The sequence below is a fragment of the Ilumatobacter sp. genome (genome assembly GCF_046290335.1).
Lineage (GTDB): Bacteria > Actinomycetota > Acidimicrobiia > Acidimicrobiales > Ilumatobacteraceae > Ilumatobacter_A.
This window is the reverse complement of sequence record NZ_JBKAGH010000001.1, coordinates 1,482,041-1,506,043: the sequence shown is the minus strand read 5'-3', so window position 1 is coordinate 1,506,043 and position 24,003 is coordinate 1,482,041. Positions and strand designations below refer to the sequence as shown.

The 24,003-nt window shown below is 63.5% G+C and carries 24 protein-coding genes and 1 pseudogene; 13 read left to right on the top strand and 12 right to left on the bottom strand.

Annotation, left to right across the window (positions count from 1 at the left end; all coding sequences use genetic code 11):
- Window positions 1-510, top strand: a complete 510-nt coding sequence (locus ACE37B_RS06760; RefSeq protein WP_409922512.1) for a cytochrome c-type biogenesis protein CcmH — start codon at window positions 1-3, stop codon at window positions 508-510.
- 41 nt (window positions 511-551) lie between these two features.
- The gene (locus ACE37B_RS06755; protein ID WP_409922511.1) at window positions 552-752 is read left to right on the top strand and encodes a hypothetical protein; all 201 of its coding nucleotides are present in this window, start codon (window positions 552-554) and stop codon (window positions 750-752) included.
- Window positions 753-807: 55 nt separating this feature from the next.
- Here the strand turns inward: ACE37B_RS06755 and ACE37B_RS06750 are convergent, their stop codons facing one another.
- The gene (locus tag ACE37B_RS06750; RefSeq protein ID WP_409922510.1) at window positions 808-2,124 is read right to left on the bottom strand and encodes a sortase; all 1,317 of its coding nucleotides are present in this window, start codon (window positions 2,122-2,124) and stop codon (window positions 808-810) included.
- A 164-nt stretch (window positions 2,125-2,288) separates the two neighbouring features.
- Entirely contained in the window at window positions 2,289-2,561 is a 273-nt protein-coding gene (locus tag ACE37B_RS06745; RefSeq protein WP_409922509.1) for a rhodanese-like domain-containing protein, read from the bottom strand.
- A gap of 231 nt (window positions 2,562-2,792) precedes the next feature.
- Here ACE37B_RS06745 and ACE37B_RS06740 point away from each other — a divergent pair, with 231 nt between their 5' ends.
- Both ACE37B_RS06740 and ACE37B_RS06735 read left to right on the top strand, forming a co-directional pair.
- On the top strand, window positions 2,793-4,436 hold the full coding sequence (locus ACE37B_RS06740) for a copper resistance CopC/CopD family protein (RefSeq protein ID WP_409922508.1): 1,644 nt from the start codon (window positions 2,793-2,795) through the stop codon (window positions 4,434-4,436).
- A 42-nt stretch (window positions 4,437-4,478) separates the two neighbouring features.
- Entirely contained in the window at window positions 4,479-5,387 is a 909-nt protein-coding gene (locus tag ACE37B_RS06735; protein ID WP_409922507.1) for an alpha/beta fold hydrolase, read from the top strand.
- A gap of 199 nt (window positions 5,388-5,586) precedes the next feature.
- Here the strand turns inward: ACE37B_RS06735 and ACE37B_RS06730 are convergent, their stop codons facing one another.
- The 4 genes and pseudogenes from ACE37B_RS06730 to ACE37B_RS06715 form a co-directional block, all read right to left on the bottom strand.
- Window positions 5,587-5,880 carry an FAD:protein FMN transferase gene (locus ACE37B_RS06730; RefSeq protein ID WP_409922506.1) on the bottom strand — a complete coding sequence of 98 codons (294 nt, stop codon included), beginning with the start codon at window positions 5,878-5,880 and terminating at the stop codon, window positions 5,587-5,589.
- A gap of 59 nt (window positions 5,881-5,939) precedes the next feature.
- A pseudogene (locus ACE37B_RS06725) lies at window positions 5,940-6,569 on the bottom strand (FAD:protein FMN transferase); the annotation flags it as partial.
- A 37-nt stretch (window positions 6,570-6,606) separates the two neighbouring features.
- Window positions 6,607-7,236: a L,D-transpeptidase family protein gene (locus tag ACE37B_RS06720; protein WP_409922505.1), complete on the bottom strand. Its 630-nt coding sequence runs from the start codon at window positions 7,234-7,236 to the stop codon at window positions 6,607-6,609.
- A 712-nt stretch (window positions 7,237-7,948) separates the two neighbouring features.
- A complete protein-coding gene (locus ACE37B_RS06715; RefSeq protein WP_409922504.1) occupies window positions 7,949-8,530 on the bottom strand; it encodes a M23 family metallopeptidase in 582 nt (193 codons plus the stop codon).
- Window positions 8,531-8,737: 207 nt separating this feature from the next.
- Here ACE37B_RS06715 and ACE37B_RS06710 point away from each other — a divergent pair, with 207 nt between their 5' ends.
- Complete coding sequence (locus ACE37B_RS06710; RefSeq protein ID WP_409922503.1) at window positions 8,738-9,370, top strand: methyltransferase domain-containing protein; 633 nt, start codon at window positions 8,738-8,740, stop codon at window positions 9,368-9,370.
- A 190-nt stretch (window positions 9,371-9,560) separates the two neighbouring features.
- On the opposite strand, the gene ACE37B_RS06705 is transcribed toward ACE37B_RS06710, so the two are convergent.
- On the bottom strand, window positions 9,561-10,205 hold the full coding sequence (locus ACE37B_RS06705) for a DUF305 domain-containing protein (RefSeq protein ID WP_409922502.1): 645 nt from the start codon (window positions 10,203-10,205) through the stop codon (window positions 9,561-9,563).
- 321 nt (window positions 10,206-10,526) lie between these two features.
- On the opposite strand from ACE37B_RS06705, the gene ACE37B_RS06700 reads away from it, so the two are divergent.
- Window positions 10,527-11,846, top strand: coding sequence for a multicopper oxidase family protein (locus ACE37B_RS06700; RefSeq protein ID WP_409922501.1), 1,320 nt, complete (start codon window positions 10,527-10,529; stop codon window positions 11,844-11,846).
- A 62-nt stretch (window positions 11,847-11,908) separates the two neighbouring features.
- Here the strand turns inward: ACE37B_RS06700 and ACE37B_RS06695 are convergent, their stop codons facing one another.
- Both ACE37B_RS06695 and ACE37B_RS06690 read right to left on the bottom strand, forming a co-directional pair.
- Window positions 11,909-12,106, bottom strand: a complete 198-nt coding sequence (locus tag ACE37B_RS06695; RefSeq protein ID WP_409922902.1) for a metal-sensitive transcriptional regulator — start codon at window positions 12,104-12,106, stop codon at window positions 11,909-11,911.
- A gap of 333 nt (window positions 12,107-12,439) precedes the next feature.
- On the bottom strand, window positions 12,440-13,009 hold the full coding sequence (locus tag ACE37B_RS06690; RefSeq protein ID WP_409922500.1) for a hypothetical protein: 570 nt from the start codon (window positions 13,007-13,009) through the stop codon (window positions 12,440-12,442).
- 326 nt (window positions 13,010-13,335) lie between these two features.
- On the opposite strand from ACE37B_RS06690, the gene ACE37B_RS06685 reads away from it, so the two are divergent.
- Window positions 13,336-14,040 (top strand): M23 family metallopeptidase, encoded by a 705-nt coding sequence (locus tag ACE37B_RS06685; protein WP_409922499.1) that lies wholly within the window; start codon window positions 13,336-13,338, stop codon window positions 14,038-14,040.
- A gap of 18 nt (window positions 14,041-14,058) precedes the next feature.
- On the opposite strand, the gene ACE37B_RS06680 is transcribed toward ACE37B_RS06685, so the two are convergent.
- Together ACE37B_RS06680 and ACE37B_RS06675 are read right to left on the bottom strand one after the other, a co-directional pair.
- Entirely contained in the window at window positions 14,059-15,405 is a 1,347-nt protein-coding gene (locus tag ACE37B_RS06680; RefSeq protein ID WP_409922498.1) for a peptidoglycan DD-metalloendopeptidase family protein, read from the bottom strand.
- Window positions 15,406-15,482: 77 nt separating this feature from the next.
- A complete protein-coding gene (locus ACE37B_RS06675; RefSeq protein WP_409922497.1) occupies window positions 15,483-16,004 on the bottom strand; it encodes a sigma-70 family RNA polymerase sigma factor in 522 nt (173 codons plus the stop codon).
- A gap of 68 nt (window positions 16,005-16,072) precedes the next feature.
- Here ACE37B_RS06675 and ACE37B_RS06670 point away from each other — a divergent pair, with 68 nt between their 5' ends.
- From ACE37B_RS06670 to ACE37B_RS06645, 6 genes are all read left to right on the top strand, one after another.
- The gene (locus ACE37B_RS06670; protein WP_409922496.1) at window positions 16,073-16,774 is read left to right on the top strand and encodes a zf-HC2 domain-containing protein; all 702 of its coding nucleotides are present in this window, start codon (window positions 16,073-16,075) and stop codon (window positions 16,772-16,774) included.
- Window positions 16,774-17,010, top strand: a complete 237-nt coding sequence (locus tag ACE37B_RS06665) for a hypothetical protein (protein ID WP_409922495.1) — start codon at window positions 16,774-16,776, stop codon at window positions 17,008-17,010. The genes ACE37B_RS06670 and ACE37B_RS06665 overlap by 1 nt, the downstream gene beginning before the upstream one ends.
- Before the next feature lie 79 nt (window positions 17,011-17,089).
- Entirely contained in the window at window positions 17,090-19,108 is a 2,019-nt protein-coding gene (ctaD, locus tag ACE37B_RS06660) for a cytochrome c oxidase subunit I (protein ID WP_409922494.1), read from the top strand.
- A 72-nt stretch (window positions 19,109-19,180) separates the two neighbouring features.
- Window positions 19,181-21,742, top strand: coding sequence for a heavy metal translocating P-type ATPase (locus tag ACE37B_RS06655; protein WP_409922493.1), 2,562 nt, complete (start codon window positions 19,181-19,183; stop codon window positions 21,740-21,742).
- A 35-nt stretch (window positions 21,743-21,777) separates the two neighbouring features.
- Window positions 21,778-22,710, top strand: a complete 933-nt coding sequence (locus ACE37B_RS06650) for a phosphatase PAP2 family protein (protein ID WP_409922492.1) — start codon at window positions 21,778-21,780, stop codon at window positions 22,708-22,710.
- Window positions 22,707-23,351, top strand: coding sequence for a cation diffusion facilitator family transporter (locus ACE37B_RS06645; RefSeq protein WP_409922491.1), 645 nt, complete (start codon window positions 22,707-22,709; stop codon window positions 23,349-23,351). The genes ACE37B_RS06650 and ACE37B_RS06645 overlap by 4 nt, the downstream gene beginning before the upstream one ends.
- A 204-nt stretch (window positions 23,352-23,555) precedes the next feature.
- On the opposite strand, the gene ACE37B_RS06640 is transcribed toward ACE37B_RS06645, so the two are convergent.
- The gene (locus ACE37B_RS06640; protein WP_409922490.1) at window positions 23,556-23,990 is read right to left on the bottom strand and encodes an FAD:protein FMN transferase; all 435 of its coding nucleotides are present in this window, start codon (window positions 23,988-23,990) and stop codon (window positions 23,556-23,558) included.
- Between the last annotated feature and the right edge of the window lie 13 nt (window positions 23,991-24,003).

The following is a 24,003-nucleotide window of genomic DNA, read 5'->3' as shown; positions in this document are numbered from 1 at the left end:
ATGAACGCAGTGACACGTTTTGCTCGGAGTCCACTCGGCTGGACGTTCGTGATCGCCATGTTCGTCGGCCTCGTCGTCTTCGGATCCGCACAGAGCCCCGGCCCGCAGACCCAGGAGGACCGAGTCGACGCGATCACGTCCCAGGTCGCATGTCCGATCTGCGACGGAGAGAGCGTGTTCGAATCACGCAACTCTGCGTCGCGGGCGATCCGCAACGAAGTCGATGCACTCGTCCGGAGCAACGAATTGAGCGACGAGCAGATCCTCGCCCGTATCGAGAACGCCTATGGCCGCGAGGTCATGCTCGTTCCCGAGTCGTCAGGCCTGGATGCGGTTGCTTGGATTGCGCCGATTGTCGCCTTCCTTGCGGCAGCGGTAGGCCTCGTTGCGGCGTTCGCCCGATGGCGTCGCTTGGCGCGCCAGGGTGGTCGTCCGACCGAGGCGGACCGGCGACTCGTCGAAGCAGCTCGGGTCGACTCATCGCACGCTGCGACGATTGCTGAGCCGTGATGCTCTCGTTGCTCGCACATGAAGGCACTGATGCTGCTCACATGAACGGCGGCTCCGCCTGGATGGTGATCTCGATGATCGCGTTCTCGATCTTTCTGCTGTTGTTTTTCTGGTCGATCCTTCGGCCGGCGCGACGGACCGAGTCCGCGGCGGCCGACTTGGCAACCGAGCGATCTGGGCACGGACAGATGGACGGCGACTTCGAACGGATCGTGCGCGACATCAAGGCCCACAAATCTTGATTTCACTCGAGGTGAACGAGCGTGTCGACAGCAGCGTCTCGTCGTCGGTGTCGAGTCACAGACCGGGTGGCAGCAGGCGGTTGACGTTCTGATAGAAGAAGAACAACGTCACGATGAACGGAACGAGCCCGACTGTTCCTCCGACGAGGTTTCGGCCAGTCCTACGTGACAGCTGCCATGCAGCCAGGGAGATCGCTGCGAGCAGAGCGCCCCATGCAGCGACGTGACGGTTCGCTCCTGGGTCGCTGAACCAACCCTGCTCGAAAGCTTCAGCGAGCGCGGACGTTGATCCGCTGTCGGAAAGTGCTGGCACGGGCTGCGGCAGATCGGCGAGCGATCCGGACGTGTTGCTGCTTCCATTGATCTCGGTCTGAACGTCGATGGTCGGCTCGTTCCCTTCTCGATCGACGGTCACCACGTCTGATTCGGTACGGACCTCGCCTCCAACTCCGGTGTTGGCAGAGCTCGGCACGGCCGGCCTTCCGTAGTTGAGCAGCGGTTCGCCAACTGATGCTGAGCGGTCAGGGCTGAGTACTCCTGTGACGATGATCCGATTGCGGGCAGTCCATTTCGGATCGCACGAGACCAGCGTCAGCGATGCCCGAGTCGGGTCAGATGTCGCCACCACTTCATACGCACTCGGCTTGACGATCTGCTGGTCCGAGACCTGATAGACGAATCGTCCCTCGAGCGTGGTCACGATCATCTCATCGCCTGCAACAAGTTGGTCGACGTCGAAGAACGGAGCGCCGTACGTGGTTCGGTGGCCGGCGATTGCGGAGTTGCCGAGCTGTCCGGGAAGCGGGGTGTCGGGGAAGTGTCCGGGGCCAGCCTTGAGGTCTGACACTCCGATGCCGGCAACCACGATGTTGTCGATGCCGATGGCGGGGATCTCCAGCCGGGCGAGCGCCGAACCGTCGGTCAGTTCTGGAAGGCGTTGCTCAGCGACGGGCACGGGGACGTTCGTGGAATCACTCGGTTGGGAATCAACGGTTTCGACCTCGTTGGTTTCGATGCCGTTGCTTTCGATGTCGTCGGGCTCGACTTCCGGATCGAGCCCATCGTTGCGTGAGCTGTTCGTGTCGATGGTGGACGTGGTTGGAGTGGCTTCTCCTGAATCAGGAGTGATGATCGTTGGCGCTGTCGACTTCTCGAACGTGCCGGCTCGAATCGATGCATCGGTGGGTTGGTCGGCAGCGGCCAGGAGGTCGTTGAAGTCGTCTTCGAGGCGTTGTTGCGCGAGTGCGGTCTCGATGCCCGTTCCCCAGAGTTGGTATCCGACGAATCCGAACGTCAGGACACCGAGCGCGATCAGGATCTTTCCCGTACCGCCGACGAACCACCGCCAGTCGCGGCCGATCCTGAACTCCACATCGGTTGTTGCTGACCGTCTCACCATGGTGTGGATATGGCGAGGTTGCGTCCAGCCTGCAAGAAGTACGACATCGTGTAGAAGGTAGCGAACGACTCCGTTGATTCGCCTGTCGTTCTGCGTTTGTTCTGATCTGGGCGTTCACGCCGCAGCGAAGGGCAATGTCAGTCGGCGGCGGTCGGGTCGTCGAGGAGGGGCTTGCCGCTTTGCTCCCATGCATTCATTCCGCCGTCCAGGTCGATGATGTTCGTGTAGCCCGCGTCGACCAGCGTCGCGGATGCCTGGGCGGACATGTTTCCTGACCGGCAGTACAGGGCGAGCGGTGCGGTCTTGTCGGTCGGAAGATCGGGGGAGTCGAGAATCGAGTCGAAGGCGATGAAGGCGTCCGTGCCCTCGATGTGATCCTCGTAGGGAATATGGACGTTGATCAGCGGCATCTCCGGACTTGCAGCGAGCGCGTCGCTGAGTCCGTCCGGCTGGAGCAACTGGACGGGGGCCGCCTCGGGCGGAGCAGTGATAGTGGCTGCTGCGGGGGTCGAGTCGTTCGAATCCGCTGAGCTCCCACATGCCGTCGCCATCAGCGCAATCGTGACTGCGATGATGATCGGGTGCTTGCGGGATGGCCGGAGACGTGCGAAGTACGACATTGCGTCGTAAAGTACCGGGTCATGTCTGAACACGCACCATCGTTCGCGCAGACGCGCCCCGATTTCCTTCGCCGAATCGCCGTGGTGATCGGATTGTTGATCGCTGTGGCGGGCACCGTCATCAACCCCGCAACAGCGAGCGCCCACACCGGGTTCGAGTCGTCGACGCCCGGTGAGGGGGCGGCGATCAGCGAACCGGTCGACCTGGTGACAATCGTATTCACCGGCGCAGCAACTCCAGTCGGTGAGGAATTCATTGCACTGACGCCTGCCGGTGTTCTGCAGGCCCCGATCAATGTTGAGTCCATCGACGACAAGGTCTTCTCGATGCGGTTCGACCCACCGCTCGCCGGCGGGCAGGTAGGAATCCGCTGGAACGTGCAAGCTGCCGATGCTCACCCCATCGAGGGGGCGTTCGCCTTCACTGTCGACGCACCCGTTCCGACGACCGCAGCACCTGCGACAACAGCGCCCGCGGCGACCGTGGCACCCGCAGTCGAACAGACCGCAGCCGAAGCAACATCGGCAGCGTCGGCTGGCACCGTCACTGCAGCGCCCGTCGAGGAAGCCGCGCCCTCGGCTGAGCAAGCCGACGCAACGGCTACCGATGCCGACGGCGTGGATGCCGGCGCCGCAGCTGCGCCAGCGGCGCAGTCGCTCGACGAGTTCCTCGCCGTCGATGTATCGACGCCGGGTGAGACCACGGCGACGGTCGGTCGGGTGATCGGCTTTCTCGGCGTTGCGCTCGGCCTCGGTGCATTCGCATTCGTCGCCACCGCTCTTCGCGGACGGCGCGAGGAGGTCCGCCAGGCACTGACGGCCGTGCGTGTTCTCGGTGCTGTGATCGCTGTCGGCGCTGCGATTGAGTACGTCGGGGTCACTCGGATTGCCGCCGGTTCCTTGGCTTCGGGTTGGTCGACCAACCCCGGACTCGCCACGGTGCTGCGCTTCGTCGGTGGCATCGGGCTCGCTGCTGGACTCGCTGGAGCGATCTTGCGTGGTCAGGTGCAACGGCTCATCCGGCGCCCATCCGTTGCTCGATCGCTGTCATCGGCAGTCCTCGACGACATCATCACGCCGGCAGCTCCCACCCTTGACGACGGCCCGATCGTGCGTTGGACACCAGACGCACGATCGTGGCCTGCGCTCACCGGGGTGGTACTGATCATCGTGTCGTTCTGGTTCGACGGGCACACGGTCAGCAAGGGCTTTCGTCCACTTCACGATCTCGCCAACAGCATCCACGTTGTAGCCGGTGCTGTCTGGGTCGGGGGAGTCGTCATGATGGCCGCCATCATCTGGTCTCGCTACCGATCGGGCCAGCCGATGCGAGTCGTCGAGCTCGTCGTCCGCTTCTCGAAGATCGCAACGATCGCGCTCGCATCTGTCGTGGTCGCCGGCGGCGTGATGGCCTTCCTCGTCCTCGACAACCTCGGGGAGTTGACCGGCACGCCCTGGGGGAAGATCCTCCTGCTCAAGACCGCGGCGGTCGGGCTGGCGATGCTCGGTGGCGCATACAACCACTTCCGCCTCCTTCCCGCCCTCGAAGCGGATCCGGAATCGCCCGAACTGCTTGCTGAACTGCGCTCGACGGTGACTGCTGAAGCAATCATGCTCGTCTTCGTCGTCTGCGTGACGGCCTGGCTCGTCGCAGCAGCGTCCTGACCCACTGGACTCCCTCGAGCATCGCAATCCATGGTCCTGTCGATGGCGGCTCTCATGGTTGCGTCTGTCGCGCTCTGGCAGTTCGCGCACCGCACGTCGACGCTCGTTCGACGCTGGAGTCCCTCGTCGTTCCCGCGCCACACCGCAGGTTCGCTCAGCATTCGCGACAGCGGGCCCACCGGTCGGCCAAACGAAGAAGTCGTCATACTGCTCCACGGCCTCGCCGCCACAGGCGACTACTTCGGAGCCTTCTACGACGGACTCAGTCGCCGGCGTCGAGTGTTGATCTTCGACCTCCTCGGATTCGGACACTCGCTCGATGAACACAGAAACGACTTCGGCGTCGACGCCCACGTGGATGCCATCGATCACGCACTCGAAGCACTCGCGCTGCACGAATCGAACGTCGTCGTCGCTGCACACTCGATGTCGTCGGCAGTCGCACTGACATGGGCTGATCGCAACCGGCATCGAACCCGCAAGGTCTTCCTCTGGGCACCGCCGATCTACCCCGTCGACGCCGCCGAACGGGCCATCGGCAAGGAGTACGGACTGATGGGCCGGCTCTTCGCGCTCAACACGAAATGGGCAGAGCGAGCCTGCCGCATCAACTGCGCGCACCGACAACTCAGCGGGCGCATGATGGCACTTGTCGCACCCCGCTGGCCAGCAGCGATCAGCAGCGCTGCGAGCCGTCACACTTGGGAGGCGTATCACGGGTCGTTGCGCTCGCTGATTCTCGACTTCGACTGGGCAGGCGTGCTGCCAGCGAGCGTCCCCGTCACGATCTTTCGCGGCACACATGACGGCATTGGCGATCCTGCATACATCGCGAAGGTTGCCGGGGGAGCGGTGGTCGTCAACGTGCCCGGCGCTGACCATCATGTCGCGCTCGAGCAACCTGGGCTTCTCTTCGATGCGCTCGACGCAGATGACCGGCCACATCATTGATCGAGTTTCAAAAACATCTATCTAGATTCCAAGTCGCCGCAATGCAGCAAGCTCCGAGCAGGTGTCTCGTGGAGCATCCACGATTGTCTCGCGGCACAGTCGACTGACCCCGGCGACCGCGCCGAGCACTTTGGGACCGCCACGACGGCAGTTGCCAAGACTGCGCTCCGCAGGCAGCGATCACGGCGAATTCCTTCTGTCATGGCCCGGTATGGCGGGCCTCGCTGACGCTGTCGAAGATCCAGCATTCGATCGAACCGTTGACGATTCCCGTGAACGATTCAGCGGGATGCAAGACCGGGCTCGGCGTATTGAGGGCCTGAACGAACGCGAGTCCCTGATCGGGAGTCATGACGCTGACAATCGTCGCGACGGCATCTGCGGTGGTGGCGTTCGGTGCAACGACGGTGACGGAGAACCGGGTGTCGAGGCGCTGACCTGTGCGCGGGTCGAGCGACCGATCGGCCGGCGGTTCTGCCCATCCGGTCGCCATGTTGCGAGGGCCGTATTGCGCAAGGTCGCTGCCGGAGTCGTTTCCGCCAGATCACACGTCCAGTCGATCGCGACATCGAAGTCACCGTCACCGCGGTGTACGACCTTGCCGTGTGCACTGACGATCAGGCTGCGGAGGTCACACGTGCGCCAGGCCGTCTCGGTGGCCAGGTCCACGATGAACCCATCGACGATGGCGGCGAGATCGAGATCGTGACAGCTCTGGGTCTGGCGCAGGAGGTGTCCGTCGAAGCGATACGGAGCGGCAGCGATGTCGTTTGCGATGTCGTGGAGTTCGCCGAGGCTGGGTTGGCACCCGTCGAGGGCAGCTCGGTGCCACAAGCGCTGAAGTCTTCTCATGCTGACGTTGAAGACACCGTGGCTGCAGCGTTGCCACTCCAGCGCTGTCCACAGCAGTTCGTCGAACTCGCCCGTCGTCGTCGCTGTATCGCCGGCAATCCAGCGATTCAACAGACTCGTCTCGTTCTCGCGATCGAAGATCGCACCGAGGCGAACGATCTCGTCGTTTACGATTGTCTCGGCTCGACGCGCGTCGGCCAGATTGTCGGCGGCAGCGTCGACGCGGAATGCGACACCATCGCCTCCTGGCTGCTCGTCAGCGCTCGTGGGGGGATCAGCCCGGTCGTGAAGATCGGCGATGCGAGCGTGCGCGTGTTTGGAACGGATCACCGGGCTGTTCTCATTCCACTCTGCGTGTCGGCGGCATTCAGGCCGAGGGGATCTCGCCGTGCACCCAGACGTTGATGCCCAGTGGCATGAGGTCGGATTCCCAGATGAAGTCCATGGCGGGCACGCTGACTCGCACACATCCGTGGGAGGCGGGGTAGTTGGGGATGCTGTTCGATCCGTGGACGGCGATTCCACCGACGAAGTACTTGGGACGGTAGATCTCGCCGAGGTCCCCTGCCCACCATCCATCGGGACGTTCCCGTTCGGTGTGGTAGAGGCCCACCGGGGTCACTGCATCGCCGCGCTCGATCTTCGTCGGGTCCTTGTCATTGACCGCCTCGTATGGGATCTCCGAGCCCGTCGATCCGTTGAGGACCCACGCGGCAAGACCGTCCTGGACGATGATGACCAGTTGACGCGACTTGTCGATCTCGACGAGCGTCCCGGCGTCGGCCAATCCAGTTGCTCGTGTCCCTTCGGCGGACAGCAGCGCTGCGGTCGCTTCGTCGACCGACGCAGAGGTTGCCAGCCCGTGGTACTTCTGGAAGGCCATGACGGCCTGCGTGGTGGTGAGGCCGTAGTCCCCGTCGCTGCGTTGGAGCCAGAAGCCGAGTTCGAGAAGCCGCTCTTGGACGCGAGCCGTCTCGACGCCGTCCGATGTGTTCACGGCGACGAGCGGGGTTTCGAGCGCCGGAACCGAGACAGGCGTTGGTGGAACGTATGTCAACGCCACTGGCGTCGCGGCGATTGGTTCGGCCGGCTCGGGTGGACTCGTCGGTGCAGCGGCGATCGTCGTGGATGTCGATGAAGCGGGCGCGCCTGTGGTCGTCGGGGGCGCGGCATCATCGTCGACTGGTGGGGCCGATTCAGTTGGCTGCGAGGACATCTCCACATCCGCACGGACGGACGAGGTCGCATCGCGTTCGGATGTGCCGACGGCATTGGACGGCATCGTCGTCGCGCAGGCGCTGAGACCGAGCACTCCGAAGGCGAGGAGGGAAGCGCTGCGCCGCACGTGCCGGTCCAGGGCGGAGATACGACTGGAGCTCATCTCCGCAATACTACGACGTTGTGTAGTAGTCGACGTGTCGGTCCGGCAGATTTCCATCAGGTGATCGCGGTTCCGCCAGAAGGGCTCGGGATCGTCCCTATTGCAAGCCGATCGGGTTCACGGCGCACGAGCTCGGCCTGTGCAGAGCGAAGGCGAGGGCATGCAACGCGAGGACGCCGAAACCGGCGAGCGAGAACGGCATCCGGATCCAGTCGAAGTTCGGTGGCGGCTGTGCGAGAATTGGTTCGCTTGCCGATTCGAGCATTACCTGGCGGCCTGAGGTCCTGCCGGCCGTCCATTCATTGAGTTGCGTTCGGTGTGGAGTGTTTCACAACCGACGTGCCCACGCCTGCGGTGGCGTCGTGCTAGCGGCTTCGACGTCGTCGGTCGCGGGAACTCTGCATGCAGCGTCGACGACAGGAAACGGGTTCTCGGCGATGGCGTCCGGGTGTGTTTCAAAGTGCAGGTGTGGTCCACCGGCGTTTCCGGTGCTGCCGACGTACCCGACCACCTCGCCTGCGTCGACATTCCGGCTCTCGCCCTCCCACGCATCGAGATGGGCGTAGTAGAACTTGTCGCCAGCAGCTGTCGTGAGCCAGATCGCATTGCCTGCGAGGTTGCTCGTGGTCATTTCCGCATACCCAGCGGCCGCGGCGAGAATCGGCGTTCCGTGCGGAGCGACCATGTCGACACCTTGGTGTCGTCGGCCTCCCGAACGCGGGTCACCCCAGTCGTCGAAGAAGTCGCTGTCGCCGTCGACGGGGCAGGCGATGTTCGCTGTCTCGGGCGCCGACGACGTGACCAGAGACTCGCTGTGCGCGCTTGCCTGCGACGGGAACGCAGCCAACGACGTCAATAGGCCTGCGGCAGCAAGGAGGTGGCCTCGGAGGGCGATTTTCCGGATCGACATGCGACGACGTTACAGTTGGATGTCGATATTGCAACAATCTCATGTCGGGAACGCGCGGGGTGTGCGCACCGCTGGACGCAGCCTGCGTGGCGGACGCCGTCGCAGCGAGGACATCGACTGCGATGCTGCGGCGGCATGGGTGCCGCCTGCTCCCTCGACGTACCCCACCGCGGAGCCAATTACGACACAACGTAGTAGCGTGCGGCAATGATGCAGCCTGTTCAAGTCGGTGAAAGTGTCTCCCGCAAGGTGCGGAGGGTCGTTCGCAATGCGTTGATCGACATGCGGTTCGGTCCTCCATTGGCCGTTGTGTATCTGCGCGATCGAGCACAGTCGAATTGTGATTACCGAGAACTCGAGCACGCATTCAGCGGTCGGCTCGACGAAGCCGACGTACTCGTCGACGTCGGGTGCGGGGCGGGCCGCGTCATCAATCATTGGCTTCGTTCGGGCGTCGGCAGCCACATCTACGGTTTGGAGATCGACGAGCGGATGGGTGCGATCACCAAGTTCCGACTTCGTCGGCGCCAGGATGTCTCGATCGTGATCGGAGACGCGATTTCGAATCTTCCGGCGGACGGAACCGTGTTTTTTCTGTTCAATCCGTTCGATGAGTCGACAACGCGCCGGTTCGCGACGGCCGTCCTCGAACTGGCGCACGCGGCCGATCGCTGCGTCCGGGTCGTGTATCTGAATTGCAAGCACCTCGCGGTCTTCGAAGACCATCCTGAGTTCGAGATCGAGATGGTCCCGCACGGTCCGGGAGCACCGGCAACCCTCCAGGCGTTGGCGGTGATCACCGTCGGTGATCGTCAAGGGGCGAAGCTCGCCGAGCTGTGAATAGTTGATCGGGCAGATTCGGACGTTGCCAATCAGAGCGTCTTCGGACGAAGCCGGCGGTGGTGAGCGCCACGACTGCGGCGAGGGAGTCGACGGCGACCTGGACGCGTGATGTCGTCGACGCACGCCGACTTCACGAGTGGAGACAAGTGGCTGCATTTGCGGACCGGTCCGCGGCGGGTGAGTCGGATCAGCCGCCGACGAGCGCCTTCATCTGGTCGATCTCGGCTTGTTGGCCGGCGATGATCGCATCAGCGAGTGCGAGAACCTCTGGATTCGAGCCCGAGGCCTTGACCGTCTGAGACATCGATACGGCGCCCTCGTGGTGGACGATCATGGCGTTGGCCCACGCAGTGTCGAACTCGGCGCCGCTCAGCGCTGCGAGCGCCATCATCTCTTCAGCGGACATCATGCCGTCCATGCCTTCCATGGGTTCCATGCCCTCCATGACTTCGCCGTCCTCCATTCCTTCCATGACCTCGCCGCCTTCCATGCCGGGCATGTCGAGCGGCTGGCCCCACGATTCGAGCAGCGCAGTCATCTGCTCGATCTCGGGGTCTTGTGCGCCTTGAATTTGCGTGGCAAGGGCGACGATCTCGGCATTGGCGCCGGCCTCGGGAGCGAGCGCCATGTCGGCCATCGCGACGGCTTCGCGGTGGTGGGGGACCATTCCTTGGGCGAACAGCACGTCGGCGTCGTTGAAGGTTGCCGATCCTGCTTCGGCAACGGCGGGGAGAGATTCGGGCGTGGCGGTGTCGCTCCCGCCACCGCAGGCTGTCAAGACGAGCGTGCCGGCGGTGAGTGCGACGAGAATCGAACGGGGGGCAGTGTTCACGGGTGGTTCCTTTTTCGGGTGTTTTGGGAGTGTCGCAAGTGCGAGTGCGACGCAATGTAGTAGCCCGACTTCGACTTGTTCGGTCAGGGTCGCGATGGTGCATGTCACCCGCTTGAAGTGTTCGATCTGGCGTTGAGATCCGGTTGTACTACGACAGACTGTCGGAGATGGATCCTCACTTTTCACGGCGCCGCTTTCTTGCCTCCGCAGCAGGCCAGCGCCGCACTCCTGGCGGGTTGCGGGTCGGGATCTAGCCGATCGAGCGTCGCGGATGCCCGTTTGGCGAGCATCACTGCGGACCCAGCGCGACGCCCCGAGGTGGTGGCGTCGCTCCGTGCCGCACCGACCGAATTCGAGTTGGCCGGCCGCACCGCTCGAACCTGGGCGTATGACGGCGTGGTGCCGGGCAAAGTGCTGCGCGCGTCGGTCGGTGACCTCGTCGAGGTCACCGTCGCGAACGACCTCCCCGAGGCGACGTCGATCCACTGGCATGGGCTGTCGATCGTGAACGGAATGGACGGGGTGCCAGCGCTGACGCAGGGGGACATCGAGCCGGGTACCGAGTTCACGTACCGCTTCGTGGTGCCCGACGGCGGGACCTACTGGTTCCATCCGCATCACGGCCTCCAGCTCGACCGGGGTCTGCTCGCACCGCTGATCATCGACGACCCCGACGACGGTGTCGACGCAGACGTCGACTACGTCGTGATGCTCGACGACTGGCTCGACGGCGTCGACACGACGCCGGACGACGAACTGCTGGCGTTGCAGAGCATGGACATGGGCAACATGGGTTCGATGGTGATGGCGACGTCACCACTGCTCGGCGGCGACGCCGGTGACGTCTCGTATCCGTACCATCTGATCAACGGTCGACCGTTCGAGGACCCCCTGACGTTCGCACCCGAACCGCGATCGGGTGACCGCGTGCGACTGCGTATCATCAACGGCGCCGGAGACACCGCCTACCGCTTTGCAGTTGGCGGGCACTCGATGACGGTGACGCACACCGACGGGTTCGCCGTCGAACCGGTCGAGGTTGACGCGATCCTCGTCGGGATGGGCGAGCGGTACGACGTCACCCTGACCGTCCAGTCAGGGGTATGGCCGGTCGTTGCGCTCGCCGAGGGCAAGGACCAGCGGGCGGCCGCAGTGCTGAGAACGCGTGACGCCGCGGCGACGTCCACACCAGATCTGACGGCGGCGCTCACCGAACTCGATGGAACGTGGCTGCGATATGCCGATCTCCGAGCCGCCGAGGCTGTGGTGCTCGACCTGCCCGCCGACGGCGACATCCGGCCGATTCCCCTTCGACTGACCGGTGGGATGATGCAGTACGACTGGGGCATCAACGGGGTTCCGTACGCCAACCACGAACCGATCGAGGTGCGTGCCGATGAATGGGTCAGCCTCGCGTTCGAAAACGTCTCTGGAATGTGGCACCCGATGCACCTGCACGGTCACACCCCACAGATCGGTCGCGCTCGCGGTGGGCCACGAAAGGACACTGTGAACGTGCTGCCGTCCCAGACCGTCGAGATGGTCTTTCAAGCGGACAACCCAGGCGAGTGGATGATCCATTGCCACAACGCTTACCATCTCGAAGCTGGGATGGCGACTGTGCTGTCCTATGTCCAGTGACTGCCGAACAACCCGGACTGCTCTTCGATGCGATCGATGCGGACGACCGCACACCTTCCTGATCAGCGCCGAAGAAGCCGCTCGACGGTGGTCACAGCCTCCGCTATCTCGTCGTCGCCCTGATCCGCGTCATCGGTCGTGGCATCGCGAACGCAAGTGCGAAGATGCTGATCGAGAAGCCCGAGCCCGACTCCGCGCAGCGCGCTCGTCACCGATGAGATCGGCGTGAGCACGTCGATGCGACTGCGGTCTTCGTCGATTCACGCGGGCGAGGCCCGCACTTGTCCCTCGATGCGTGCGAGCCGTTTCTGGTGGTCGTCTCGATCACGTGAGTAGCCAGGCATCACGGGCGTCCCTTCTCTGACTGGCCGGCACCGAGTCTCGTTCCCAAGACTTGGTGGAGGTGGCGAGGTGGAGTCCAAGAGTCGCCGAGTGCGTGAAGCTGTTCGACGTGGCGAGCGCTACGGCGATCATGGTGACGCCGAGGTGCACGACCATCCCGCCGTTGGCTCGTCCAACCAGCCGTCGTGGCTGCAGGGGCACCCGCCAAAGTCTTACGACGACTCTGAGTGCGTTCGGCGCGCAGGGCGAATTTAGAGGACGCCAGCGATGGGCGGAGCGCAGCTGGTCATCTCGTTGTCGATCGTGAACTTCTCGATGCGTTCGGTGATCGGCACGTTGCTCACTCCGGACTCCGTGAACGGGACGTTGTTGCCGGCCCGGAGCCGTTCGGCGTAGTTGTAGCGATCCTGCAGGAGCGTGCGGTAGTCGCTGATCCAGTCGGGGACGATCGCCATCCCTTTGTCGTCCGTCGGCGGCGTCGCCATCAGGTCGTCGAGCATCCGGGACAGCAAGTCTGTCGACCGGACGACGAGATCGGCGCGGACATCGAGGTCGGGGTCGGCAAGCGTCTCGAGCCGTTTGAGTTCGGCCTTCACGGGAGCACAGGTCGCCTCGGCCCGTTCCGCCCAGACACGATCCTCAATCCGGTTCACCGAGTCCTTCGACGAGAAGAACAGCGCCCAGGTCCAGAAGGCGACGAACAGGACGGCGCCGATCGGGAACAACACCTTGAACGGGGTGATGCCTGGCTTGCGTTCGGTGCGGCGATAGTGACCGTTCTCATCGATACGCGGGTCCGTCTGGTCGTCGAGTGATACCACAATGGCTGACGCTATGGCGTGGTCACGTTGGTAGAAACGCGCCGTGCCCGACGGCCAGGACAACGCTTGCGATCTCGCCCACTGACGGGTCGGCGCTTGCATTGCGTTGCATGTCGGCTTCAACGCGGCCGGGCTCTTTCTTACGTTCTGAGCATCGTTTCGGCCCACCCCGTCAGACGGTGAGGATCGAAACCCGGACGTACGACGTTGTGTCGGATTGAAAACCGTGCCAACATGTCGACTCGACACGCAATCGACACTGAACTGCAACATTTTGCGATGGCTCGGCTGTCCGCGACAGCGAAGAGAACGATCTGGAAGCTCACATGACCGAACAGCACGAAGCGAACTCGATCACGACACCGGCCCGACCGAAGCCAGCGGCGAGCCTGTCGAGGAGACGCTTCTTGACCATTGCCAGCGCCCTTGGGGTCTACAGTTTGACCCACGCCGACCACGTGCTCGCACAAACCACTGGAGTATCCGGTGCCGCGTCCTTGGGTCAACCCGCCACTGCGCTCGCCCCGGCCGAGCGTCTGCCATCGTCCACGCCGTTCGAACCGCTTGCTCCGGGCGAGATCCTGTTTCCGATCGTGGTCGGACCGGACGACTACTGCTACGCCAGCGACAGCTTCGGCGACTGTCGCGGCTCGAACTGCAGTCGCTCACACGAGGGCGTCGACATCATGGCCGACAAGGGCCTCCCGATTCGTGCGACCGTCGATGGCCGTTTGGTCAAGCGCTACGTCGACACCGGCAAGACGTACGGCGCTGGAGACGGTTGGACCTTGTTCGACGAGTCAACCCAGCTCACGTGTAAGTACTTCCACATGGGCAGTCACGAGGAGGGTCTCGAAGTGGGCGACTACGTCGTGCAGGGCCAGATCATCGGCTATGTCGGCAACACCGGTACGTCGGGGGTGTTGACCGGCACGAACTACCATCTTCACTTCGAGTATCGCCCGAACAACGTGCCGGCCGACCCGTTTCATCTGTTCCAGCGCGATCCTGACGTCAGGTTTGCGTCCTGACACAGGAGTCGAGGTCGTTCAGCAGCCGGCGGTCTTCACGGACGGGTACGGGTTGACGTTGAGTCCCGCTCCGGGTCGTAGCTCGAAGTGCAGGTGGTTCGTGGTTGTGTTGCCGGTCTTGCCGTTGTAGCCGATGATGTCGCCAGCTGCGACTCGGCGACTACTGCCTTCGTATCGGGAGAAGTGAGCGAAGTAGTAGCGGTTTCCGTTGTCGCCCATGAGCGACGCAGCGTTTCCGCCCAGCCGGTTCTGCTTGAACGTCACGTATCCCGAAGTCACAGCGTAGATCGGGACTCCCGCGGGAGCGATCATGTCGACACCTTGGTGGCGGCGGCCACCGGAACGTGCAGCCCCCCAGGTGTCGCCGTATCCGGATCCGAGGATCGGACACGTGATGATGTCCACGTAGCCAGCAGCGGTGTCGTATCCAGCAGGCTTGCTGCCCGGCCCACCGGTGCCGGTGCGTCCACCACTCGTTCCGCCTGACGCGCCGTCGTTGGTCGGCAAGACGGTCGTCGGGGGTGCGGTCTCGGCAGGGGTGTCGTCGACAATCGCGAGCTGAGGCGTCTCGCCGTCGACCTCCTGCGTGGTTTGCGGAACGGTCGTACTGGTCGTGGTGGCGGTGTCAGTGAACGCCGGGTCCGGTATTGCATTGGCGGCGGCTTCGGCTTCTCGACGGGCCTGTTCGTCGATCCGAGCTTGTTCGGCACTCTGCTGGGCTTGGAGTGCGCGTTGTACCGCCACGTTTGTCAAACGCACGAGTTCGATGTCGCGGAGTCGTTCGACTTCGGCTTCGGCTGCGGCCTGCAGTTCGACGAGTTCGTCCTGTCGGTCCTCGATCGCACGTCGTTGATCAGCAATGTCGGCCTCGTTTGCGTCGAGGTCCCGGACGAGTTGCTCGAACTCGTCGATCTCAGCCCGACTGTCGTTTGCGACGACCCCGAAGAGGACGTTCGCCTGCAGGTGATCGGCGGGTTCTTCGAGGTCGGTCAGGATCGGAATTCCGTGCGATCCGGCTTCGACGAAGCGCTGAACTGCAGCGCTCGCGACCCGGCGTTCCATGAGATCGACTGACCGTTGGATCTCTGTTGTCCGCTCCTCGAGGCGGGCCAAGTCTTCTTCGAGCTGGACAAGATCGCTCTGCGCCTCGAAGTACGCATCTGCTGCGTCGTTGGCGCGATCGCGTGCCGCCTGGATCTCCCGAGCGGCCTCCTCGGCAGAGACCGGCTCAGACCCCGCCGAAACAGACGACGGAGCAAGAAGGAGTAAACCGGCGAGAACGATGGTGGTCCAGCGACGACTGCGATGACTGTCCGGAAGACCTGCGAAACGCTGTCTGATATTGGTGAGAACTGCGGAGGACATCTTTCAAGACTTCGGCACGAGGAACTCAAGACTTGAGCAAGGCGTCTTTCAGGCGTCGTCGCGCTGCGGTGTCTCGGTCAGGCGAGGCCGCGGATCGAGTCATCGTCAAGCGCCTCGGCCAGAGCGGTGCGACCACGTGCAACGCGCGAGCGGATCGTTCCGATTGGGCAACCTGCCACACGCGCCGCATCCGCGTAAGGAAGACCAATCAGCTGGGTCAGCACGATCGCCTCGCGCTGGTCCTCGGGAAGCGCTCGCAGAAGCTGCATCGTGGCGACCGCATCGGTCGTGTCAGGCGAATGCCCAACTTCAGGTTCGGCGACAGGATCGGTTCGTCGAACAGTCCGCCGACGAATGTCCTCTCGACACACGTTGCGCGTGACGCCGAGCGCCCACGTCAGCACCGGGCCGCGTTCCCAACGGTGGAGATTCTTGATCACTCGGAACAGCGCTTCCTGCGCAAGGTCGTCGCTGTCTTCGGGACGCGTGAGATGGGCAGCGAATCGCCACACGTCGCCTTGAATCCCACGCACGAACCGTTCGAGCGCCACCGGATCCCCGTCGCGACCGGCTCGAGCAGCTGCGTCGACATCGAACATGAACACAGTGTGCCAGGACGCAACAGCGAAGCGCTGGCATCGGCAAGAGAAGAGCACGATGCAAAAAGATGGGCGACGACGCGGAACTGACATGGCGTCTGATGCCACTCATGGACATGGAGTGCACCACAGCGCGAGAGCTCTTGTCCGCGCAACTCGACCAGGAGACCGACACCGACGAAGCCGCGCCGGCGAATCGACACCTCGGACAATGCGCCGAATGCTCTCGATGGTGGACGTCGGTCGGCAAGGTGACACGCACTCTTCGAGTGCGTCCAGCCGAACCAATCCCAGACATCGCAACCGCAGCACTGGCTCGGAGCCGCAGCGAACGTCAATGGCCGTACCAGTCGGCCCGCGCCAGCTTGGCGATCCTTGCCGCAGTCGAGTTGGTGTTCGCCATGACGGGCGTGATCGCCGGCCGGGATTCATCGCCGATCCACGACAGCCAGCACCTCGGAGCGTTCGGTGCAGCGATCGCTGCCGCCGTCATGTTCGTTGCGTGGCGGCCGAGTCGTGCTCGGGGCCTGATGCCCATCGTGTTCACCTTGGCGATTGCGATTCCGATCTTTGCAATCGTCGACCTGTTCAACGAGAACCTGACCACAGGTGGCGGCATCCATCACGTTGTGCAGATGGTCGGACTCGCACTGGTCTGGGTGGTGGCCGCACGACCCTCCGCATTGACCGCGCCACCGCAGCCCATCACCGCGCTACCGATGCAGCAACCCGCACCCCGAGCGGTTGCCGCTGTCCGGTCGCACCAGTGATGCGTGTGTTGCGGCGCCGCTTGAACCAACTGGCGGCGAGTTTCTTCGTCGTCCTGTTGATCATGTCATTTGATCGCACATCGGCCGCGGCCCCGCCGTTGTCGCCGGTGAAGACCGTCGACGATCCCGGAGTGAACAGCACCGCTGGCTCGGCCATGTTCGTGCTCAGCGTTGCGGCCGTGTTGGTCATTGGAGCGATCGTCACTTGGAAGGTACGCAAGAACCGCCGTTGGTGACCGATCAGCGCCAAAAGTCCCTCACCCCGACATCGCCAGCGTTTTGCCGAAACCCCCCGACTCAGGAATCCCCCACTTCATGGCCATCATTGAACACGACATCCAAGTAGCCCCGCCGCCCGAGGAGATCGTGACGGCGTCGACTTCGTTCGGTTACCTGCGCCGCCCAGTTCAAACACGGGGTTGGCGGTCATGGGCGTTCACTGTCGACCACAAGAAGATTGGGATCATGTATGGCGTTGTCGCCATGACCTTCTTCCTCGTCGGGGGAATCGAGGCCGGGCTGATCCGCCTGCAACTCGCTCGGCCGGATGGCACCATCTTGTCGGCTGACAAGTACAACCAGATGTTCACGATGCACGCCACGACCATGGTGTTCCTCTTCGTGATGCCGATGGCTGCAGCGTTTGCCAACTACCTGATCCCGCTTCAGATCGGCGCCCGCGACGTCGCGTTTCCGCGACTGAACGCACTGTCGTTCTGGGTGTTCCTCGCCGGGGGCCTGTTCCTCAACTCGTCGTGGTTCCTCGGCGGTGCCGCCGACGGCGGCTGGTTCATGTACGCCCCAAACAGCTCCGTCCCCTTCTCGCCGGGCAACGGCATCGATTTCTGGGGACTCGGCTTGCAGATCACCGGTATCGCCTCCCTCGTGGGTGCGATCAACCTGATCGTCACAGTGCTCAACATGCGAGCCCCGGGGATGTCCATGATGAAGATGCCGATTTTCACCTGGATGGCTCTCATCACGCAGTTCCTGCTCTTGTTCGCCATTCCTGTCATCACCGTGGCGTTGTTCCTGCTGATGTTTCAGCGGAGCTTCGGCGCGACGTTCTTCAATGTCGAAGCAGGTGCTGACCCACTGCTCTGGCAGCACCTGTTCTGGATCTTCGGTCACCCCGAGGTCTATATCCTCGTGTTGCCGAGCTTCGGCATTGTCTCAGAGATCCTGCCTGTCTTCTCGAAGAAGCCGCTGTTCGGTTACCCGTTCGTCGTGTTCTCTGGCGCCGCGATCGGTTTCGTCGGGTGGGGCGTGTGGGCGCACCACATGTTCGCCTCTGGTCTCGGCCCGATATCCGTGGCGGTCTTCTCGGTAGCGACGATGGCCATTGCGGTGCCGACGGGCGTGAAGATTATCAACTGGACCCTCACAATGTGGGGTGGCAAGCTGCGGTTCACGACGGCCATGTTGTTCGCCGTTGGCCTCATCGTACAGTTCACGATCGGCGGTCTTTCGGGGGTCACCCACGCCGTGGCACCGTCGGACACGCAACAGACTGACACCTACTACATCGTTGCTCACCTGCACTACGTGATCTTCGGTGGCGCCGTGCTCGGGCTGTTCGCCGGATTCTACTACTGGTGGCCGAAGGTGTTCGGCAAGTTGCTCAGCGAGCGGCTCGGCAAATGGAACTTCTGGGTCATGATCGTCGGGATGAACATGACCTTTGGCCCGATGCACATCATCGGTCTGCAAGGCCAGCCCCGTCGCATGTACGTCTGGACCGAGGCCCGCGCTGGTGAGGGATTCTTCAACCTCGGCTTCTGGAACCTCGTGGCCACGATTGGAACCTTCGTCCTGGCGATCGGGATCTTGCTGTTCCTGGTCAATATCTGGGTGAGCCGCAAGCATCCGTCCGCTCCGCTCGACCCGTGGGATGCGCGGTCGCTCGAATGGCTCACCACGAGCCCGCCCAAGCCACACAACTTCGATCGCACCCCCTCCGTGCACGCGCTCGACGAGGTGTTCCATCGCAAGTACAAAGACGTCGGCGAGAACGGTCACCACGACTACGTTCGCCGAGCAACCCTCGAAGAAGTCCTCGCTGAGGAAGAAGCCAACGCAGATGCGCACATCCACCTCCCCGCGCCGTCGTACTGGCCCATCGTGCTCGCTGCGGGTCTTCCAGTCATGGCCTATGGAGTGATCTACAGCACTCTGCTGATCGCTGCGGGTGCGCTGATCGTGGTCATGGCGATGTTCGGGTGGGCACTTGAGCCAGCCGACGCCAGCGCCGACGACTTCGACCCACCCGACACGACACCATCGTCCGCGCTCGTCGCCGACGACGCATCCTCGATACAAGAATCCACCTCTTGATACCTGTATAGTTGTGCAGATGTTGCGGCGAGTGACGAGCGATGGACATTCGAACGCTGAGAGTTGGCCGGCGTGACCGAGACGGTGCAGCTCGACATTCCGGTGCTACTGCCTCACGTCCCGGGAGACGACGACGGCTGCGTCGACAGGCTCACGGCGATCTTGTCGAAGAGCACAGGAGTGTCCGACGTACACGTCGTCGCAGCCGACGGGGACGGCCCGAGTCAGTTGTGTCTGCACTTCGATTCGTCGGCGACGAGCGTGGCGCGGATCCGAAGCCTCGCTCGCGCATCGGGCGCGGAGATTACCAATCAGTTCGCCCACATCTTCTGGGACGTCACCGGAGTGACACACACTCGCAAGGCACGATCTGTCTCGGAACGCCTCCGACAGATCGACGGTGTCGCTGAGGCTGAAGTGTCACCGGGTTTCGTTCGTGTCGAGTTCGACCGTCGCGCGACTTCCGAAGAAGACATTCGAATCGCTCTGGCGCATCACGGCGTCGGCGTCAAACCAGGCACCCGAGGTACGCCTACAGCCGATGCGCCAGCGAACGCGTCCCGGGCTGGGGGATTGGTCGACACGCCGTCAACGGCGCCCGACGCCGCAACCGGGCGTGACGCGCACGAAGGGGATGACGGCCACGATCATGGATCGGGCGAGCACGTCCACGGCGGGCCGTTCGGTGAACGCAGCGAAGTGATCTTCGCGATCACGTCGTCGGTGCTGTGGGTCGGCGGATTCGTCGCGGAGCTCGCCGGCTGGCTCGACGACTCGGTCCTGACTGCAGTGTTCATCGTGTCGGGGTTCTTCGGCGGCTACTTCACGCTTCGCGAAGCAATCGACGGGATCCGCAACAAGCGATTCGAGATCGATTTCTTGATGCTCGTCGCCGCGGCCGGCGCAGCGATTCTCGGCAAATGGGAAGAAGGCGCACTGCTTCTTGCGCTCTTCAGCCTCGGACATGCGCTCGAGGGATACGCGATGGGCCGCGCCCGCCAAGCCATCGAAGCACTCGCCGACCTTGCGCCACCAACGGCTGTCGTGCGCCGCAACGACACCGAGTCCGAAGTGCCAGTCGAACAACTGGTCGTCGGCGACACCGTGGTGGTCAAGCCGAACGAGCGCATCGCAGCCGACGGGTTCGTCGTGTCCGGTACCAGCAGTGTCAATCAGGCGCCGCTGACCGGCGAGAGCATCCCCGTCGACAAGTCACCCGTCGACGACGTTGCTGTCGCAGCGAACGCCCCCACCGAGGTTTCTGGCGAATCGAAGCTGTTTGCCGGGACCATCAACGGCAGCGGCCAGATCGACCTGTACGTCACTCGACTGGCGAAGGACTCGTCGCTGTCGAAGCTGGCGACGATGGTTCGCGAGGCCGAGACGCAGGCGTCACCGACACAGCAGTTCACCAACAAGTTCGAACGCATCTTCGTTCCCGCCGTCCTCGTCCTCGTCGTCGTGGTGATGGTCGCCGGGCCTGCACTCGGATCGTCACTGTCCGACTCGTTCTATCGAGCAATGTCGGTCCTCGTCGCCGCCAGTCCGTGCGCGCTCGCGATCGCGACGCCGAGCGCCGTGCTCGCAGCGGTTGCACGCGCCGGCCAAGTCGGTGTGCTCGTCAAGGGAGGCGGCCCGCTCGAGAACCTCGGCACGTTGAACGCGATCGCATTCGACAAGACCGGCACATTGACGGAAGGCAAACCTCGCCTCACTGACGTCGTCGCAGCGGACGGGATCGCCGAGGCCGAACTGCTCGCCGTCGCCATAGCGGTCGAGAACCGAAGCGATCACCCCCTGGCCGCAGCCATCGTCCGCGACGGCACCGCACGTGTCCGGAGCCGATCGATCCCGACCGTCAGCAATGTCGAGTCGATCACCGGACGCGGCGTGCAAGCAGTCTCCGAGAACCAAGCGGTCCTCATCGGAAACATCAAACTGTTCGAAGAAAACGGCGGCATCGACGAATCCGTCCGAGCAGCAGCAAACGACCTGCTTGGTCGAGGGCGAACGATCATGGTCGTCAAACACGGCGACCGGTTCCTCGGAACGCTCGGGCTGCGCGACACCCCCCGGCCCGCCGCGAAGAAGATGATCGACGACCTCCGAGCACTCGGGATCGAACGGGCGATCATGATCTCGGGCGACAACCAACTCGTTGCCGAGTCGATCGCCGCCGAGGTCGGGCTCACCAACGCTTGGGGTGACCTCATGCCCGACGACAAGGTCTCAGCGATCGAGCGTTTGAGAGGCGAAGAAGGCAAGGTTGCGATGGTCGGCGACGGCGTCAACGACGCGCCGGCGATGGCGAACGCGACGGTCGGGATCGCGATGGGAGCAGCCGGGTCCGACGTCGCGCTCGAAACTGCTGATGTCGCGTTGATGGGTGACGAACTCGCAAAACTTCCCGTGATCATCGGCCTCAGTCGGAAGGCGAGCCGGATCATCAAACAGAACCTGTACATGAGTCTCGGAATGGTTGCGTTTCTCATCCCCGCAACCCTTGTCGGGTACGTCGGCATCGGGCCCGCAGTCGTGTTCCACGAGGGATCGACGCTCGTCGTCGTCGCCAACGCGCTGCGACTACTCGCGTATCGCCGCAACGAATCAATCAGCGCAAGCACTTCGGCTTGAGTCGGTGCGGCCCACTTTGATTGGTAAGGGGCGAGTTGTCTGAAATCGGAGCTGTTGCGTTCACCGTCGTCGGCGTCGGTGTCGCCGCCGGACTACTCGTCGCAATGCTCGTCGCTGTTCGAGGGTTGCCCGGCGACGACCCTGTCGATCTCGATCGGGCAGTGATTCGGCGGTATCTCGCCGAGCACCCGGTCGTTCTTCGCCTCACCCGTCTCGCCCCGCGAGACACTGCGCCCGCAGCGGTCGAAGCTCTTGCGATCGCGTTTGTGATCGTCGTGTTCGTCGGCACCCTGGTCGGGATCTTCTTGGTGATGGTCCGAAACGAGATCGGACTCGTCCGCGCGGACACGCCGATCGCCGAGTGGGCAGCAACGAACGCAACCGATTCGGGCGCGACGTTGATGCGAGAGCTGAGCAAGTTCGGTGGCACCGAGTACGTCCTGATCGGTGGCGTCGTCGTCACCGCGATCGCAGTGAGTCGGGATCGTCGGTGGGCGGTCCCGTTGTACGTGGTCGCCACGATGATCGGCCAGTTCCTCGTGTCGAACTCGATCAAGTGGATCGTCGAGCGCGCTCGACCCGATCTGGCGAACCTCACGGGCTTCTCCGGCACCTCGTTCCCGTCCGGACACGCCGTTGCCGGGGCTGCTGCGTGGGCGTGTGTGGCCTTCCTGCTCGGCCGCCGACGCTCGAAAGCCTTGCGGGCGGTTCTGTACGGTCTCGCCGCGTCGATCGGAGTCATCGTCGCCGGCACGCGCGTCGCACTGGGTGTCCACTGGACGACTGATGTCATCATCGGTGCAATCATCGGCTGGGCCTGGTTCGCCATCTGCACCCTCGTGTTCGGAGCGGCCCGCATGCGTAACGACGAGCAGATCACGATCGCAGCGAAAATCGATCGCAGCGAGATCCGAACGCCGGGTACAGGTAGTCGAAGGCATCCGACGATGAGAGACTCATCTCGATGAGTGCTGGGTGCTGTGATGCTGACGACGACGCACTCGTTGCGCTGCGCGACCGCCAGCGGACGGTGCTGTGGACCGTCCTCGGGATCAATGCGGTGCTCTTCGTGGTGGAGTTCGTCGTCGGCTGGTGGGCACGCTCGACGGCGCTGCTCGCCGATTCGCTCGACATGCTCGGCGACGCGTTCGTCTACGCATTCAGCCTGTGGGTGCTGCACCGCGGTATGAGGTGGCGTGCGCGGGCAGCGTTGTCCAAAGGTGTCGTACAGCTCGCGTTCGGTCTCGTCGTGCTGGGACAGGCGGCGTGGCGTGCCGTGGACGGTACGCCACCGTTCGCAGACGCGATGGCGCTGATGGGGCTCGTCGCGCTCGCCGGCAACACGTGGGCGTTCGCGCTTCTGTGGCGGCATCGCTCCGACGACATCAACATGACGTCGACGTGGCTGTGTTCGCGCAATGACTTGATCGCCAATGCGGCGGTGCTCGCAGCTGCGGTGGCGGTCTGGCAATTCGACAGTGTCTGGCCGGACGTGGTGGTCGGCGTTGCGATCTCGGTCTTGTTCCTCCGAACAGCTCGAGATGTGATCCGCGACGCTCGCGCCGAGTTGGCGCAAGCTGACGAGGAGTCGACACACGTCACGGCCTGACAGGGCCTGGACACGAGCTCGCCAGATCAGCACGGCGAGGCCGCAACGGCATCTGCGGTGACGGCGTCTGGAGCGGTGACGGCGACCGAGATGGTGTTCGACCCGCGTCTGCCCTGACCGTCACGGCGCCAAGATCGAGCGCGCGCATTGCCTTGTCGACGGCGATGTCGATCACGAAACCAGGAACGATCGCATCGAGGTCGATCACACTGCAGTCACGGAGTTGTCGCAGCGCGTCGGCCTCGAAGCGGTACGGCGCATCGGCGATGTCCTCGACCGCTTCGTGCAGTTCGCCGGGCTGGGCTGGCAGCCGGCAGCGGCGGCAAGGTCCCAGAGATCTCGAAGCCGGCGCATGCTGATGTTGTACGCGCCCCGGCTCACTCGCTGCCATCCAATGCCGGCGGCGAGGAGGCGATCGAATTTGTCGGTCGTGTTCGTCGACGGATCGGCGATCCAACGATTCAGCATGCTCGCGTCGTTGCTGAGGCTGAACATCTGCTCGAGCCGGGAAATCTCACAGCGGATCATCTCGGCGGCGCGCACGGCGTTCGCAGCGTCGCTGGCCCCGACATCGACCGAGATGCTCTCTGCGACGTGTGCAAAGAGGCGGGTTGCCGAATCCGGCGAGACGTCAGACATGCCGGGCGTTGCT

Bases quoted from the DNA above. Each gene is read 5' to 3' on its own strand.
- ACE37B_RS06760 (WP_409922512.1), top strand. From the start codon at position 1: ATGAACGCAGTGACACGTTTTGCTCGGAGTCCACTCGGCTGGACGTTC.
- ACE37B_RS06755 (WP_409922511.1), top strand. From the start codon at position 552: ATGAACGGCGGCTCCGCCTGGATGGTGATCTCGATGATCGCGTTCTCG.
- ACE37B_RS06745 (WP_409922509.1), bottom strand. From the start codon at position 2,561: ATGCCGCTGATCAACGTCCATATTCCCTACGAGGATCACATCGAGGGC.
- ACE37B_RS06740 (WP_409922508.1), top strand. From the start codon at position 2,793: ATGTCTGAACACGCACCATCGTTCGCGCAGACGCGCCCCGATTTCCTT.
- ACE37B_RS06735 (WP_409922507.1), top strand. From the start codon at position 4,479: ATGGCGGCTCTCATGGTTGCGTCTGTCGCGCTCTGGCAGTTCGCGCAC.
- ACE37B_RS06730 (WP_409922506.1), bottom strand. From the start codon at position 5,880: ATGGCGACCGGATGGGCAGAACCGCCGGCCGATCGGTCGCTCGACCCG.
- ACE37B_RS06715 (WP_409922504.1), bottom strand. From the start codon at position 8,530: ATGTCGATCCGGAAAATCGCCCTCCGAGGCCACCTCCTTGCTGCCGCA.
- ACE37B_RS06710 (WP_409922503.1), top strand. From the start codon at position 8,738: ATGATGCAGCCTGTTCAAGTCGGTGAAAGTGTCTCCCGCAAGGTGCGG.
- ACE37B_RS06685 (WP_409922499.1), top strand. From the start codon at position 13,336: ATGACCGAACAGCACGAAGCGAACTCGATCACGACACCGGCCCGACCG.
- ACE37B_RS06680 (WP_409922498.1), bottom strand. From the start codon at position 15,405: ATGTCCTCCGCAGTTCTCACCAATATCAGACAGCGTTTCGCAGGTCTT.
- ACE37B_RS06675 (WP_409922497.1), bottom strand. From the start codon at position 16,004: ATGTTCGATGTCGACGCAGCTGCTCGAGCCGGTCGCGACGGGGATCCG.
- ACE37B_RS06670 (WP_409922496.1), top strand. From the start codon at position 16,073: ATGGGCGACGACGCGGAACTGACATGGCGTCTGATGCCACTCATGGAC.
- ACE37B_RS06665 (WP_409922495.1), top strand. From the start codon at position 16,774: ATGCGTGTGTTGCGGCGCCGCTTGAACCAACTGGCGGCGAGTTTCTTC.
- ctaD (WP_409922494.1), top strand. From the start codon at position 17,090: ATGGCCATCATTGAACACGACATCCAAGTAGCCCCGCCGCCCGAGGAG.
- ACE37B_RS06645 (WP_409922491.1), top strand. From the start codon at position 22,707: ATGAGTGCTGGGTGCTGTGATGCTGACGACGACGCACTCGTTGCGCTG.
- ACE37B_RS06640 (WP_409922490.1), bottom strand. From the start codon at position 23,990: ATGTCTGACGTCTCGCCGGATTCGGCAACCCGCCTCTTTGCACACGTC.